The organism is Streptomyces sp. NPDC047042, assembly GCF_040644035.1.
GTDB lineage: Bacteria > Actinomycetota > Actinomycetes > Streptomycetales > Streptomycetaceae > Streptomyces.
Genome location: NZ_JBEYVP010000054.1, coordinates 1 through 13,857, shown reverse-complemented (window position 1 = coordinate 13,857; position 13,857 = coordinate 1). Strand labels below are relative to the sequence as shown.

Genomic DNA, 13,857 nt, shown 5'->3' with positions numbered 1-13,857 from the left:
AGTGGGCCAACACCGCCTTGGACCAGGCCGGATTCACCAAACGGGACGACGGAAGCGACAGCATGCCCGGCCCCGACGTTCGCCCAGCCCGCCACCGGCGGACCCGCCCCCTTGAAACCAGCCCGTCGTACCGCGACCCATCCGCCGTGCCCTCGCCGCTGACCAGCAGAAAGAAGGGATCCTTCTCTGTCCGACCACTTCCGCTTCCGTGCCCATCCCGAACACGGTTTCGTCGCCACCGCCGCACCGAGCTTCACCCCTCACCTGGCCGAGTGGTTCCTCGTCCGCGAGCAGTTCGAGCCCGTCCCCTTTTCGCCGGGCCTCTACCGGCTCACCGAGCCGGAACGCGATGGGCTGCGCCGTACCCGCCAAGCCGTCCACGACCTGCGCAGCCTCGGCTACAGCGTGCAGGCCGACATTCGCCTCGACCCGTCCCTCACCGCCGGGCCACCACGCCCGGACCGGCCGAACGGGCTCCAGGAGCGCCGCAGCCGTCTCGCCCAAGCAGCAGCCGGCCGAACGACGCAGCGCGCCACACCGCCCACCACTTCCCCGCCCTCGGCCCGACCGATCCCGCCGAAGCCCACCTACGCACCGACCGTCCACCTGACGGCCTCGGGCAGTGGACGGTCCCGATGACGCCCGCGAGGAATCCGACCCCGGACGGCTCCGTCCCGGTGACACCGCAACTCACGGACGGTGCACGCAACTTCCGGCTGCGGATGGCGGTCATCGACCGCGAGAGCGAGGTCGCGCTCGACATGACATGCGACCGCTACGGTCGCACCGTCCACGCAGGCGCCGCGGCAGCCGCACGAGCCCACCGCAACAGGGCGGCGGTGGAGGCGTACACCACACACCTCGCCCCGCACGCCGACACGCTGCTCGACGCCGCCCGCCGTGCGCTCGACGAGCTGCCACCCGCCCGGCACCTGGCCGGGTGGCGGGCCGTGCTGGACTGCCTGGCCGCCTCCGCCGCCGAGATCCGCCGGGCCCTCGACCGGCCGGACACCCCCGGCTCCCCGGCCGAACGCGCACAGCACTCGGCCCTGTGGCCGCACCTCGCCGCCTGGGCGGATCACAGCTTCATCGCCAGCGATCTCGCCGACCAGAACAAACACCGTCATCACAAAGCCCCGCTGACCGACGAGGAACAGCGGATGTGGACCGAGAGGGCCCAGGCCGCGCAGAAGCGAGGCGAGCTGGAGCTGACCGAGTCGTGGTACGCCGCCGACGGGCAGCCGATCACCCTCGCCCACCTCATCGAGAACGATGACTCGACGCTGGTCGCGCTGCGAGGCGACCCGGACGCACCGGGCTGGCAGGTGATCGGGCACTACGCCCACGAATACGAGGCAGGGAAGGTACTACCTGCCCCGGTCCCGCCTGGCGTGCTGCGCGCGGACGTCTCCCGGTTCAACCGCCCAGCGCCGGTCCCGGAGGTGTCGCTGCAGGAACTCATCCGCGACGTCGTCGAAGGCCAGACCGCAGGAGACGCCTCCGAAGCTCTCCTCGGCGCCGTCCAGCGCGGCTACACCCCGGGCCCGATGGTCCGTCTCCAGGAACTCCTGGAAACCAGCAGCCAGTTCGCCAGCGCGCTGGAGACCGTGCAGGGCCGCCAGATCGCCGCCCGCCTCTCGGCGCTGGGCCGGCAGATCGAGTTCCTCACCCGCGAAGTCGAGGAGGCGGCCGAGGACCTCGGCGCGACCGTCGCCGTCCTGCCGCCGCACCGCACCCCCGTGCCGCGCGTCCGCCCGCGTCCGGCCGTGGACACCGCACCACCCACGCCGCCGCCCCGCGCCAGCACGCCCGCCCGCCACCGCTAAGCACCGAGAAAGCACCCGTTGTCCCTGACCGCATCCCCGGCCCCGTGCGTCTCCTTCGGCGTGGTGCTGGGCAGCCCGTACGTCGCCCGCCTCCTCGGCGGCACCCTCACCGGCCGACTTCCCAACGGCATGGCGCCCGCCGCCATCCTTCTGTGGGCCACCGCGAGCGGCAGCAGCATCGCCTTCGGCGGACTGCTCAGCGCCCTGTACGGGCTGTCCTCCGCGCTGTCCCAGCCGGTCAAGGGACGCCTCATGGACCGCCACGGCCAGAGCGCGGTGCACCTTCCGGCAGCCCTGCTCAACTCGGCCCTCCTGGTGGCTCTGCCCCTGGCCGGACCGTACGGCGGACCGGGCCTCGCCACGGCCATCGTCGTCGTCGGCGGCCTGACCACGCCTCCCCTGGAGGCCGGACTCCGGGCGCTGTGGCCGAGCGTGCTGCCAGACCCCCGGCTGCGGCACGCCGCGCTCGCGCTCGACACCGGCACGCAGGGCCTGCTGTACATCGTCGGCCCCCTACTCTCCGCCGCGCTCGCCTCCGCGTACAACCCCGCCGTCGCGCTCGCCGTCACCGCAGCCCTCGGCCTGGCCGGCACCGCCGCGGTCGCCCTCGCTCCGCCGTCGCGACGCTGGCGACCCGAACCGATCGTGGGGCAGGACGCGGCCCCGGCTCGGCAGTTGGCCACCCCTGCCGCGTTGCTGCTGTTCGTTTCCCTCACCGGCATCGGGTTCGCGATCGGAGCCATGAACGTGTGGTCCATCTCCATGGCCGAGCACCACCACCAGGACATGCTCTCGGGCATCATCCCCGCCGCGTTCTCCACCGGCGCCTTCCTCGGCGGCCTCATCTACGGAATCCGCACCTGGACCGGCACCACCATCAGGCGACTGATCATCGCCACAGCCGCGTTCCTGGCCGGGTGGCTCCCGCTCCTTGCCCTTCCGGCCCCGTATGCGGCCACCGCCGCGGTCACCGTGCCCGGTGCGTTCCTGACCATCGTGGTCGCCTGCGCCTACGTCACCACCGACGCCCTCACCCCCGCAGGCCGCACCAGCGAGGCGTACGCGTGGCTGATCCTCGCGATCGGCGCCGGGCAGTCCGCCGGCACCGCCCTCGCCGGACGCCTCGCCGAGCAGCCTCTCGCCAGCGCTGCGCTCCCCGCCGCCGGCGCGGCCTTCGCTCTCACCGTCCTTCTCGCCGCTCGCCGACGTCTCGGCCCCACCGGACACATGCAGTGCGGCCGGCACCGCCGCCCGCTCCGAGGCCGGCGCAAGACGCCCTGATCCGGGCGCAACACCCCACCGCTTTCCCGCCACCACCGATAAGAGATCCGCCTTGCCCGAAGCACCAACAGAGCCGTTCATGCCGATCCGGCACACCATCACCGGCGAGATCACCACCACGAGCTACAACGCCGCCGCCCGGCGGATCCTGCTCCAGGCCGGCTTCGAAGAGACGCCAGGCTGCGCCTGCAGAGCGACGGAACCCGATATGGAGCGGACGCACGGGCCTGCTCGGCAGCCAGCGAGCTGCTCGTCGCCGGCCATCCCCTGCACCTGGACCGAGCCATCGGTCGGCCGGTGAGCGCCGACGGTACGCCCCGGTTGGCCCTGTCGCCGATGTCGGCACAGTCCGTGATCCGCTCCGAGGGCGGCCAGTCTCTCCGGCGCATCGCCAACCCCGCCCGCACCCGCACCTGTTGAAGGGGCCTCGTTTTGACCACACCCGGAACGCCTACCAGTCCAGCGCGCACTAAGGGCGGCGAACTACGGGCCAAGGTGGCCCGGCTGCTGGCCGACCGTCCGGCGGACACGCTCACCATCGGGGACATGGCCCGGCAGCTGGGCCACTCCCACGGCGCTGTGCGCAACGCCGCCCTCACTCTGGTGCGACGCGGCGAGGCCGACCAAGGCGGAATGGGACAGCCGGAGTTCCGCGCGAACGCGAAAACCGCCGCAGCCGCACAGACCGCTGTGATCAGCCCACCAGGCACCCACGCTCCCCGCGCCCAGCCGGCCACGGCCCGCACCACCACTCCCGCAGCAGCCACGCCCAGGCAAACCGGCCCGATCCGCCGCGCCGGGGGCCAGCTCTACCACCCCCGGGAGCTAGCCGATCTGCCCGACGTCGAGGCGCTGAACCGTCTGCGCGACGCCGACGTGCCGGTGCTGCTCTACGGCCCTCCGGGAACCGGCAAGACGAGTCTGGTCGAGGCGGCGTTCGAGGACCTGCTCACCGTCGCCGGTGACGGCGACACCACGGTCGGCGACTTGATCGGCGAGTACACACAGGACGACGCGGGAGCCTACGTCTTCCAGTACGGTCCGCTGGTCACCGCGATGACCGAGGGCCGCGCCCTGCTGATCGACGACGCCACCCTGATCTCACCGAAGGTCCTGGCGGCACTGTATCCCGCGATGGACGGGCGCAGGCAGATCCAGGTCAAGGCCCACAAGGGCGAGACCATCAAGGCCGAGCCGGGCTTCTACGTGGTGGCGGGCCACAATCCCGGCGTCCACGGGGCGGTGTTGACGGAGGCGCTCGCGAGCCGGTTCAGCGTGCAAATCCAGATCGGCACAGACTATGACCTCGCCCTGGCCTTGAGGATCGATGCCCGGGTGGTCCGGGTCGCCCGACACCTCTCCCGCCAAGTCGAACTCGGCGAGCTGGGCTGGGCCCCCCAACTGCGAGAGCTGCTCAGCTACCAGAAGACAGAGGCCGTCCTCGGCACCAAAGCCGCGCTCGCGAACCTGGTCGGCATCGCTCCTGTGGAGGATCGCGACGCCGTCGCCGCTGCCGTCATCAAGGCTGTCGGCGTCAAGGAGGTCGCGCCCCTCACCCTCGGCAAGCAGCTTTCCGCCTCGGCCGTCCGGCAGCCCCCGGGCAGCACCGGCTCCGCGCACCGGGGCCGCTCGCGATGAGCGCCCACCACCACGTCCAGTCCCCCGCCACCACGCCGGACGACGACGTCGACCTCGCGCGATGGGACGACGACGGCGCCCCGCCCGCGCAACCCCGTTCCTCCCCGCACTTGTGGCTGCGCGTGGGAGCCGAACTCGGCGATCGGCTGGTCGCCCTCTCCGGCCGCCCAGACCTCCTCGTCACCTGCCGCCCCGGCACGCGCAGCGGGGCACCGGCCGCGTTCTTCCCCACGCTGGGCGAGGTCGAGTTCGACGCCGGCCTGTTCGCCCCGCTGAAGCCCCACGAGATCCATCCGCGGATCGTGGGCGACGAGGAGCGGTATCCCGCCGCCTGGGGAGTGTTCGTCCACGAGGCCGCGCACGCGGCCCACTCCGTCTGGACGGCGCCAGCCGGAGCGGACCCCCGTGTCGTCGAGGCCGCGCTCCTGCTGGAGGAGAGCCGCGTCGAAGGCGCGCACCTGATCACGCGGCCCACAGACCGCACGTACCTGCGCACCAGTGCCCGAACCCTGGTCATGCCCGACATCGCCCACCCCACCCTCCAGGGCATCGAGCACGCCGCCGCCGTGGCGGCCCTGGTCCTCGGCCGCCGTGACGTCGGCATCCTGGACGCCGGCGAGACCCGGGCCGTCGCCGATCTGTGCGAAAAGGTGCTGGGCGCAAACCTGCTGACCACCCTCACCCGCATCTGGAGGGCAGCCCACCAGTGCGCCGACCACGACGCCACGACCATGCTCGACCACGCGAAAGAATGGTGCGACGCTCTGGACACCGCGGCCCCCGCCCTGCCCGTGCCGGAGAACCTCTCCGATCTGCTGTCCGGCGCCGTGGGGATCGTCATGGACCACGCGGCAGCCACCGACGCCGCCGACCTCGCGGCACAGGCCGCAGCGGCCAACGCCATGGCCGCGCGGTCCACGGCGCAGGCTCAGGACCGCGCCCAGCGGGCCGACCAGCGACGCAAAGCCGCCGCCACCGCCAAGTCGGTCTTCAACGCCCGTGGCACCACCGTCACCCCCGACGGCACACCGGCGCCCCACGGCAACCCGGTCACCGGCACCCGCAGGCCCACCGCCGCCGAGAAAAGTGCCGCCGCGCGCCTGAGCCGCGCCCTGCGTGCCGCCGCCTACCGCGAGCGGACCGAGGAGCGGACCACCAGCCCCACCCCGCCCGGCCGCCTCAACATGCGCGCGGCCCTCGCCCGCGACGCTCAGCGCGCGGCCGGGTCGGTCCCCACCGCACAACCGTTCACCCACACCCGCCGCCGCAACTCCCCCACCCCACCGCTGCGTGTGGGTATCGCCGTCGACGTCTCCGGCTCCATGCGTGCCGCCTGCGCGCCCGTCGCGTCCGCTGCCTGGATCGTGGCACGCGCAGCAGCCCTGACCGACCCCGACTCCCTTACCGCCACCATCGCCTACGACAGGCACCTGACCGCATTGACCCGACCCACCCACCGAGCACCAGAGCGCGTGACGACGTTCGATGCCAAAGGCGGCCACCACAACCTCGGCGACGCCATCGACGCACTCGACCACGGCCTCGAACTCAGCCGCCCCGGCGCCGGCCGCCTCCTCGTGATCGTCACCGACGCCCGGTACGGCAGCGACGAAACCGCTCAAGCCGTCACCCGCGTCAAGCAGCTCACGACCGCCGGCTGCGCCGTACTCCAACTCACCCTCACCGCCAAGTCCCACCACTTGCCGGGGACCACCTTGCTGCACCTGCCCCAGCCCTCCAGCGCTCCCGCCGCCATCGCCACGGCAGCCACAGACGCCATCCGCAGGACACGCTGAGACAACGCAAAAGACAGAAAGCAGGAACAATCGCTTGGCAATCCGTAAGACCTGGACCGTCGTCCACCGATGTGGACACGAACGAGAACATGACCTGTCCAACCGTCCCGCCGACCGGCGTGCCTCATTCGCCCGCTGGCTGCAGGAACGTGACTGCACCGACTGCTGGAAGGCGTCGCGTGACGCCGACACGGGGTCCAAGGAGGAGTGGCTCGCGGCCAAGCGCGCCGCCGAGCAGGAGGCTGCCGTCGCGTGGGCGAGGCAGTTCGACATGCCGCAGCTGGAGGGCCCTGCCAAGGCCCTGGACTGGGGCGAGCGCTCCCGCCACCAGCTGATGACGGCCGCGCACACCGCGCTGGTGGTGGAGGGGAGTTGGGACGAGGCGGACTGGGCGGAGCTGGAGGAGAAGGCCCGCGCCATCACCGCCGCCGGATGGTGGATCGACCAGCGCGACGCCGAGGGCACCGACGTGCTCGAACTCCTCGACGCAGCCACCGAGGCGGACCGCGGGACGGAGAACCCGTTCCGCTGACGGCGGGGGAACATAGCCGGGAAACGCCGGTTAGCCAAACCGGCGTTTCTCCGGACCATTGTTCCTCCCACCCCGCCACCGATTGCGTGGAAGGAACCCATGTCCCAGCCCCCGCCCACTTCGGCCTTCGCTCCCACGCCCGACCCGCTCACCCCCGGCCGGGACATCACACACGAGCACTTCCAGACCGGTGACACCGTCGTCGTCCTGAAGGGGGTGGCCGGCGGGGAACTGTGGGGAGACGCGATGCGCGTCGTCGCCCCGTCCTGGCACACCCCGACCGACGAGGACGGCTGGCGGTTGCGTGACGCGACCGGTGGAGCCCAGTCCTACGTCACCGCCCACCCCCGCTACCTCGTGCACCTCTCGCGCCGCTGCCCGGACTGCCTGATCTACCTGCGGGCCATGGAGGACGCCCTCCTCGCGCGGTTCGCGGACCGTGACGAGCTGATCGACTGCGGCTGGTACACCACCACCGCCCTGGGCCAGCTCGTGCACATCGCCGACATCCGGAGCGGCCGGTGATCCCCCGCCTGAACGCGCGGACCCACACTCCGCACGACCCACTCGCCGAGGCGCTGCGGCGGCCAGTCTCCCCGAACGAGGGCCTGACCGAGCACACCATCGTCGCCCACTGGCCGGGCCTGGATTACTACACCCTGGACGACGAACAGAAGACCTGGACATCCGTCCAGTGGGCCGAGCACCTCGAAGGCCCTTACCTGAAGCACCCGTTCGCCGCCAGCCCGGACGACGACCGGCGGGCGATCCTCCACCTCGACGTCCGGCTCCATCCGGACGACCGGGAGCTGACCGGGCCCGAGTGGGCCGAGGTCGCTCACCGGCTCGCCCGCGTTGCCGGTATCGAGATTCCCGGCAAGGAGCACGGCTGCCGGTGGATCGCCGTTCAGGCCCAGCCCGGACGCCTCGACCTGATCGCCAACCTGATCCACCTCGACGGCGCATGGCACGCCCCGCCCCCCGACATCCTGCGGCGCCTCTCGGGCGAGGCGCGCCGCATCGAGCAGGACCTCCACCTGATCCCCCTCCGCGCCGGGCCCACGACGCGGCGCTCCATCCGTACCGCGCCCACGGCATCGGCCCAGCTCGCGAGCGTCCTGGCCCAGCTGGCCGACGAGCACGCCGGCCCGCTGGCAACGGTCCGCGGACTGGTCGAGCACACCGCGCACCGGATCGCCCGCCAGCCCGGAGCCAGCGGCACCGACACGGCCTACCGCCTTGAGCTGATCGCCCGCCGTCTCCATGCCATCCAGCAGGACCTGGACAGCACCGCCGCGCGTCTGGTCCAGCCCCGGGTCGCCGCCGCACCGCCCGCCGTCCGGCACACCGCCCACCGATCGCCGTAGGAGAAACGTCTCCTTGCCCCGTACCGACCGCTTCCTGGACATCCGCCGTGACCCGCACTCCGCCGAACTCCTCGCCCGCGGCGGCGACTCCGAGGCACACAGCGTCCTGCAGCGCGCGGGTTTCATCGCCGTTGTCCGCGTCCACGAGACCTACCACCGCGCCCCCACCGGCCTCACCGAGGACGGCGAGTCCGATCTCGCCATGGACGCCGTCGCCCGCCTCCGGGCCGCCGGGTACCACGTCGACTGCGACGAGGACTTCGACACTGACTACCGGCCGGCCAGTTACCTCCCGCTGGGCTCCTCCGTAGCCCACTTCGCCGAGCGCATACGCGAAGCCACCACCACGGAAGAGGCGGCCGACGCCCTGACCGAACTGACCGCAGCCCACGACGGCATCCTCGCCGCGCTGGAGGAAGCGCTCATCGCCACCGCCGACTTCCACGACGGGCTCGGCCAGGCGGCCGACCCCTACACCGCCCGGCGGCTGCGCTACCTCGTCGACGAGCACCTGCACGTCATCCGCACCGACCTCGCTCACACCCGCAACGCCCTCGCCGACCGGCACGCCCCGCACCCGGGCCGCAGCACCTGCACCGGTCAGGTCCCCGAACCCGAACGCGAACGCTCCGCCGTCTGCGCCTGCCCGCCCCCGCCGCGCACGCTCCCGGTCCCGCCGCCCCCCGTGGCCGCCGGACTGCGCCGCTGACCCTACTTCGTCCAAGGACACCATGCACGACCACGACACCTCCGAGCGCCTCGCCTCGTACGCCGACGTCCTCGCCGGCGAACTCCCCGACACCTGGACCAGCACTCACCTCCCGCCGGACGCCAAGGACGACCTCTCCGAACTGGCCGACCGCATCTGGGACTTGGACCTGGTCGCCGCCTCCCTCGCCGAGCACCCGCTTCGACACGCAGCCGTCCTGAGCCGCCCCGACGGTGCCCAGCTCGTCCTTCTCGACCGGCACGACGAACGCGACGGATTCCTCCTCGCCGCCGTCGCCCCCCGCGCCCTACCCGACGAGGCGTACCGCGGCGTCCCCGAACCCAACGGCATCGCCCTGGCGGACGACCCGTTCCTGAGCGCGGAGCAAATAGCCGGCGACTTGCTCGCCCGCTACGACAGCGCCCTCGCCCAGGCCCGGCACAACGCCCTGGGCGGCATCCAGCCCTCCCAGCCGGACCGGGTCGTCCTGACCTGGCAGCCGGACGGCAGCGTCGCCACCGCCCCCGTCGACGGCCGTGCCGGCGCGATCCTCGTCGCCCACGGCTTCGTCCAGGACCCGCAGAGCGGCATCTACCGCCTCAGCGGCGACGACACCAGAGCGCAGGCGCGCGCCCTGCGCGAGCTCGGCCCGCAACTCGACGCACTCGGCATCGGCACCGCCCTCCAGCACCCCGCAGGCCGGACCGCGCCCACCTCCGCCCCAGCCTCCATGCCGCCCTCCCCGGCCGGCAGTCGTGCGCCGGCCACCAGGGCTCGATGAAGCAGACGGAGCCCGAGTTCTGGGTGCTGGAGTACATCACCATCACCAAGGACCCCCGCACCGGCCTGGTAGTCGCCATCGGCGGCACCGAGAAGGCGGCTTACATTCTCCAACGAACCGGCGGCTTCTTCTCCGCTGCTGGACCGAGGGGGGACTACCACCGGCTTCCCCACGGCCTGCCCGTCGAGCACCAGCGCTTGAAGGCGACCGCTGCCTCGCACGCGCTGCTCGCCGCCGGTCACAGCGTCCACCTCGACCCCGCCCTGAATGCGCTGGTCACACCGGACAGCGAACACAACGCGGCCCTGCGCTTCCTCACCCAGCTCGCCGAGCGGGCCTCTGCCGCCAAGACCAGCAGTGCGGTGGCCGAGGTGCTGACCGAGATCGCCGCCCCGGTCAATGGGCTGCTGCCCCTTACCAGGGAAGTGGTCGTCCGGGCCTGGATCGCTGCCAGTGCCCTCCAGGGGGCGGCCCCCGGCGAGGAACCCGAACCCCTCGCACGGCTCAGGGACACCGCGAACTCCATGAGCCAGGCCGCGTGCGTGATCCTCCACGCCCGCAACCACGCCGCCCGGGCTCCGCAGCCGGCGGCCCTCACACCGCCGCCGAGCTCTGCCCAGCCCTCGGCCTCCCGCCACCGTTGATCCCAGAGGGAAACACATGGCCAACCTGGCCGACGAGTACGGCACGGACGTCGAGATCTACATCAAGGCCCTGACGACCACCCTCCACGCCGACACCCCCACCGGCGCCCCCGCCCAGCTCCACGACCTGCTGGAACAGCTCGGCCTCGAACGCCACGAATACCCCACGGGCGCGCCGCTGTACATCTGGCACACGGTGCCCGAACACCTCGGTGCCGACGAGCAGAAACGCCTGGCGACCCACGCCATCCCCGCCCTGCTCCTGGCCGGGTACGACGTCAACTGCACGCCCGACGTCTTCGAGGAAGCCACCTACCGGCAGGCCGTGCACGACATACGTACCCGCGCGGCCCGCCCTGCCGCACAGCACCCGGCACCGGCCGGCTCCCCCTCGCGCCCCGCACAGGCCCGGCGCGCCCCGTAAGACCGCCCGGGTGGCCCTGGCCCCCTCGGTGCCGCCCACCGCAACCCCGATTCCCGGAGAAACCTGTAGCAGCCCGCACACCCCCACCGATCAGCAACCGGCTCCAACCCCGACTCGCGACCGCCCTGTTCCGCCGCTACCTGCGCGCCTGCATCCCGACCGGCCCCGACCGCGCCTCCCCGTTGGCCGGCGCCGGCCCGGAGGCCGTCCTCGCCGAGACGCAGCGCGTCGGCCACCGGCACCACCACTGACCGCACCCCCGCCCCGGAGGAGCATGTCCCACCCCGCCCCCTACCCGGTGAAGCTGGCCGACGAGATCACCCGCCAGCTCGGCCAGCTCGCCGACCACCTCTCTCAGCTTCCCCCGCCCCAGGCCGCGCAGGTCATCGCCCGCGTCCTCGACCCGGACACCGGAGTCCTCGGCGGCATCACCCACCTCGTCGCCACCGGCAGCGTGTTCGCCAAGGACCAGGCCGAACGAGGCGCCCTCCCCGCGGAAGTGTGGCTCGCTCTGGGCCGCGCCTCGAACGAACTGCACGACATCACCCTCGACCTGGACGAACACAAGGACACCCTGCGGCACGTCGGCACCCAGCCCGCCACCACCGCGGCGAAGCCTCCGGCACCCGCACCGCTCGTCGTCCGGCGGCACCGGTGAAGAAGAAGCATTGGCAGGGCTGGGGGCCAGGAGAGCAGGCCGAGCAGCACTACCTCGTCCAGCCCCGTGCCCTCGCCGGCGGCGGCGACGTCCGGCACGTCTCGGAGTTCCTGCGCGCCTCGGGCTGGCGGGACAAGTCCAAGACGAACGGCCCGCTGCTCATGGAGAGCCCCGACCGCACCGTCCGTGTCGCCTACGACCCCTACATCCTGCCCGGCGGGTGGACCATCCACGGCAGAGGGGACGGCCTGAACGGCGAGTGGACGGCGAACCTGGGCCGGCAGACGCCGGTGGAGATCGTCGCCGGTATGACCGACGCCCTCACCCGACCCCGCTCCGCTCACGCCCCCAACGTCTGGGCGCCCCTGCAGGAGCAGGACTGGCACACGCGCTTGGAGGGCGAGCACTACACGGCGACCAGCCCCGACGGCACCGCGTGGATGCAGTACCACCACAGCCCCGACGGCACAGCGATGTGGTGGACCGGAGCGAAGGACCAGCAGGGCAACGGCTGGACGGCCAACTTCACGCCCAACACCCCGATGCACCTGGTACAAGCCCTCTCGGCCGAACTCGCCAATCCCGATCCCGTGATGCGCCCGCGCGGGCGCGTCCCGCACAGCGCACAGATCCGCACCTGGTCGGTCTCCGTCACGCCCTCCCAGCTCAGTGCGTGGCAACAGGCCCGGCTCACGGCTGCCCGCGCCGCAACCTGGGCCCGCAACAGTGCCCGAAGCACACGGCCACGCGCCACCGCCCGTACCCATACCCCGGCCGGCGGCGCCAGGACCCGCCGCTGACCCGACGCACCCGTCCCGAGGAGCCCGATGCCCGCACTCACCCCGGACACCATCCACGCCGCGGCCGAAACCCTGTCTGACCTCACCGACTACCTGCGCGAGAACCCTGACCCCGTCCAGGCCCTCGCCCTCGTCGAGCCCCTCCTCGATGAGTACACGGGCCTGCCCGTCCAGCTCGCCGACATCCTGCGCGCCCTCGCCCGGACCCTGCAGGAACACCCGGACACGCCGCGCACCGCACAGGTCGGCCTTCTGATCGCGGAACTGCGCACGGCCGCGTGGGAGCAGGCCGACCAGCACACCCTCCACTACGTCCTGGACGACCTCCGGGACCTGTACGGCAGCACCGCCGCGAGTGAGCCGGGAGACGCCCGGTGCCCCTGAGCGAACGACAGCTCGCCGCGTTCGCCGACAAGCACGCCAGGCAGATCCCCTTCGACACCAGCCCCCGCCACCTCGCCGGCCCCGGGGATGCCCGCCACGTCACCCACGGCCTGGCCGCCGCCGGATGGAGCGCCGTCTCCGACCCGTTGAGTGCCGAGATGGTGCTGCGCAGCCCCGACCTGCGCCACCGCCTCCAGTTCGACCCGCAGTCCGCCACCTCCGCGTGGTGGCGGCTGCGGGCCGAGCCCACCGACAAGGAGCCGGGCTGGTACGCCGAGTTCGGTGAACTCGTGCCCGCCGAGGTCCTCGCCGGGTTCACCGACGCCCTCATCGCCCCGCCGCCGCAGCAGCCAGACCCGTGGCAGCCGGTGACCTCGGCGAACTGGCGCCGCGACTCAGGCGGCACGGCGCACTCGCCGGACTCCATGTGCCACATCGAGCTGCGCCCGTTGAGCGAATTCAGCGACCGGCCGTCCTGGCATGTCGAGACCCGCGAGCCCGGCTACGACCAGTTCCCCGGCCCGCGTATCTGGCACGCCTACTTCGACGAGCGCACCCCCGCCCACCTCGTCGGTTCGTTCCTCACCGCGCTGGTCGACGCTAGCCCGCTCCAGCGCGGCATGTACGACCGCACCGGCCACTACAGCGCCGTGCAGGAGCCCAGCCCGCTGCGCCCGCAGCAGGTGGTCGACGCGCACACCGCGCGTATCGAGTCGCTCCGCGCCCGGGCACGCTCCGCCCGCCGACAGCTGACGAGGCCCGCACCGACCCCGGCGAAGGCCCACACCGCCCAGCCTGCCGCCCGCCGCTGAACCGACAGGACTCCTCCCCATTTCCGCCGATCACCGCGCACACCGCGACTTCCTCCGTCACCTCGACCGCTACGTGAGCGACAGCAAGAAGATCCTCGATGCCTGGGACGCTGTGGGCGCTCACGGAATGTTCCCGGGGTCGGCTCATGTAATGGGACCGACCCCGGTCTGTTGAGTGGGTCTACTTCGTGGTGGCCGTCGCCTT

17 protein-coding genes are annotated in these 13,857 nt (G+C 72.4%); all 17 read left to right on the top strand.

All coding sequences use genetic code 11. From position 1 onward, the window contains the following. Window positions 1–186: 186 nt before the first annotated feature. The 17 genes from ABZ855_RS42375 to ABZ855_RS42295 all read left to right on the top strand — a co-directional run bounded on the left by ABZ855_RS42375 (window position 187) and on the right by ABZ855_RS42295 (window position 13,652). Window positions 187–639, top strand: a complete 453-nt coding sequence (locus ABZ855_RS42375) for a hypothetical protein (RefSeq protein WP_360817468.1) — start codon at window positions 187–189, stop codon at window positions 637–639. Continuing rightward, complete coding sequence (locus ABZ855_RS42370) at window positions 636–1,826, top strand: hypothetical protein (protein WP_360817325.1); 1,191 nt, start codon at window positions 636–638, stop codon at window positions 1,824–1,826. Before ABZ855_RS42375 ends, ABZ855_RS42370 begins: the two co-directional genes overlap by 4 nt. 18 nt (window positions 1,827–1,844) lie before the next feature. Next, on the top strand, window positions 1,845–3,107 hold the full coding sequence (locus ABZ855_RS42365) for an MFS transporter (RefSeq protein ID WP_360817323.1): 1,263 nt from the start codon (window positions 1,845–1,847) through the stop codon (window positions 3,105–3,107). A gap of 79 nt (window positions 3,108–3,186) precedes the next feature. Next, window positions 3,187–3,408, top strand: a complete 222-nt coding sequence (locus tag ABZ855_RS42360) for a hypothetical protein (RefSeq protein WP_360817321.1) — start codon at window positions 3,187–3,189, stop codon at window positions 3,406–3,408. A 194-nt stretch (window positions 3,409–3,602) separates the two neighbouring features. Further along, the gene (locus tag ABZ855_RS42355; protein ID WP_360817465.1) at window positions 3,603–4,745 is read left to right on the top strand and encodes an AAA family ATPase; all 1,143 of its coding nucleotides are present in this window, start codon (window positions 3,603–3,605) and stop codon (window positions 4,743–4,745) included. After that, on the top strand, window positions 4,742–6,541 hold the full coding sequence (locus tag ABZ855_RS42350; protein ID WP_360817318.1) for a hypothetical protein: 1,800 nt from the start codon (window positions 4,742–4,744) through the stop codon (window positions 6,539–6,541). Before ABZ855_RS42355 ends, ABZ855_RS42350 begins: the two co-directional genes overlap by 4 nt. 34 nt (window positions 6,542–6,575) lie before the next feature. Next, window positions 6,576–7,073: a hypothetical protein gene (locus tag ABZ855_RS42345; protein ID WP_360817315.1), complete on the top strand. Its 498-nt coding sequence runs from the start codon at window positions 6,576–6,578 to the stop codon at window positions 7,071–7,073. 99 nt (window positions 7,074–7,172) lie between these two features. Then, on the top strand, window positions 7,173–7,598 hold the full coding sequence (locus tag ABZ855_RS42340; protein WP_360817312.1) for a hypothetical protein: 426 nt from the start codon (window positions 7,173–7,175) through the stop codon (window positions 7,596–7,598). Beyond that, a complete protein-coding gene (locus ABZ855_RS42335; RefSeq protein ID WP_360817309.1) occupies window positions 7,595–8,440 on the top strand; it encodes a relaxase/mobilization nuclease in 846 nt (281 codons plus the stop codon). The genes ABZ855_RS42340 and ABZ855_RS42335 overlap by 4 nt, the downstream gene beginning before the upstream one ends. A gap of 13 nt (window positions 8,441–8,453) precedes the next feature. Continuing rightward, window positions 8,454–9,149 (top strand): hypothetical protein, encoded by a 696-nt coding sequence (locus ABZ855_RS42330; RefSeq protein ID WP_360817306.1) that lies wholly within the window; start codon window positions 8,454–8,456, stop codon window positions 9,147–9,149. Window positions 9,150–9,171: 22 nt separating this feature from the next. Continuing rightward, window positions 9,172–9,930: a hypothetical protein gene (locus ABZ855_RS42325; RefSeq protein WP_360817303.1), complete on the top strand. Its 759-nt coding sequence runs from the start codon at window positions 9,172–9,174 to the stop codon at window positions 9,928–9,930. Next, entirely contained in the window at window positions 9,927–10,574 is a 648-nt protein-coding gene (locus ABZ855_RS42320; RefSeq protein ID WP_360817300.1) for a hypothetical protein, read from the top strand. The genes ABZ855_RS42325 and ABZ855_RS42320 overlap by 4 nt, the downstream gene beginning before the upstream one ends. A gap of 16 nt (window positions 10,575–10,590) precedes the next feature. Then, a complete protein-coding gene (locus ABZ855_RS42315) occupies window positions 10,591–10,998 on the top strand; it encodes a hypothetical protein (RefSeq protein WP_360817297.1) in 408 nt (135 codons plus the stop codon). Window positions 10,999–11,272: 274 nt separating this feature from the next. Continuing rightward, the gene (locus ABZ855_RS42310) at window positions 11,273–11,656 is read left to right on the top strand and encodes a hypothetical protein (protein ID WP_360817294.1); all 384 of its coding nucleotides are present in this window, start codon (window positions 11,273–11,275) and stop codon (window positions 11,654–11,656) included. After that, a complete protein-coding gene (locus ABZ855_RS42305) occupies window positions 11,653–12,456 on the top strand; it encodes a DUF317 domain-containing protein (protein ID WP_360817291.1) in 804 nt (267 codons plus the stop codon). The genes ABZ855_RS42310 and ABZ855_RS42305 overlap by 4 nt, the downstream gene beginning before the upstream one ends. A 27-nt stretch (window positions 12,457–12,483) precedes the next feature. After that, window positions 12,484–12,840: a hypothetical protein gene (locus ABZ855_RS42300; RefSeq protein WP_360817288.1), complete on the top strand. Its 357-nt coding sequence runs from the start codon at window positions 12,484–12,486 to the stop codon at window positions 12,838–12,840. Beyond that, complete coding sequence (locus ABZ855_RS42295) at window positions 12,831–13,652, top strand: DUF317 domain-containing protein (RefSeq protein ID WP_360817285.1); 822 nt, start codon at window positions 12,831–12,833, stop codon at window positions 13,650–13,652. The genes ABZ855_RS42300 and ABZ855_RS42295 overlap by 10 nt, the downstream gene beginning before the upstream one ends. Window positions 13,653–13,857: the final 205 nt, after the last annotated feature.

Bases quoted from the DNA above. Each gene is read 5' to 3' on its own strand.
- ABZ855_RS42370 (WP_360817325.1), top strand. From the start codon at position 636: ATGACGCCCGCGAGGAATCCGACCCCGGACGGCTCCGTCCCGGTGACA.
- ABZ855_RS42360 (WP_360817321.1), top strand. From the start codon at position 3,187: ATGCCGATCCGGCACACCATCACCGGCGAGATCACCACCACGAGCTAC.
- ABZ855_RS42350 (WP_360817318.1), top strand. From the start codon at position 4,742: ATGAGCGCCCACCACCACGTCCAGTCCCCCGCCACCACGCCGGACGAC.
- ABZ855_RS42340 (WP_360817312.1), top strand. From the start codon at position 7,173: ATGTCCCAGCCCCCGCCCACTTCGGCCTTCGCTCCCACGCCCGACCCG.
- ABZ855_RS42325 (WP_360817303.1), top strand. From the start codon at position 9,172: ATGCACGACCACGACACCTCCGAGCGCCTCGCCTCGTACGCCGACGTC.
- ABZ855_RS42320 (WP_360817300.1), top strand. From the start codon at position 9,927: ATGAAGCAGACGGAGCCCGAGTTCTGGGTGCTGGAGTACATCACCATC.
- ABZ855_RS42315 (WP_360817297.1), top strand. From the start codon at position 10,591: ATGGCCAACCTGGCCGACGAGTACGGCACGGACGTCGAGATCTACATC.
- ABZ855_RS42310 (WP_360817294.1), top strand. From the start codon at position 11,273: ATGTCCCACCCCGCCCCCTACCCGGTGAAGCTGGCCGACGAGATCACC.
- ABZ855_RS42300 (WP_360817288.1), top strand. From the start codon at position 12,484: ATGCCCGCACTCACCCCGGACACCATCCACGCCGCGGCCGAAACCCTG.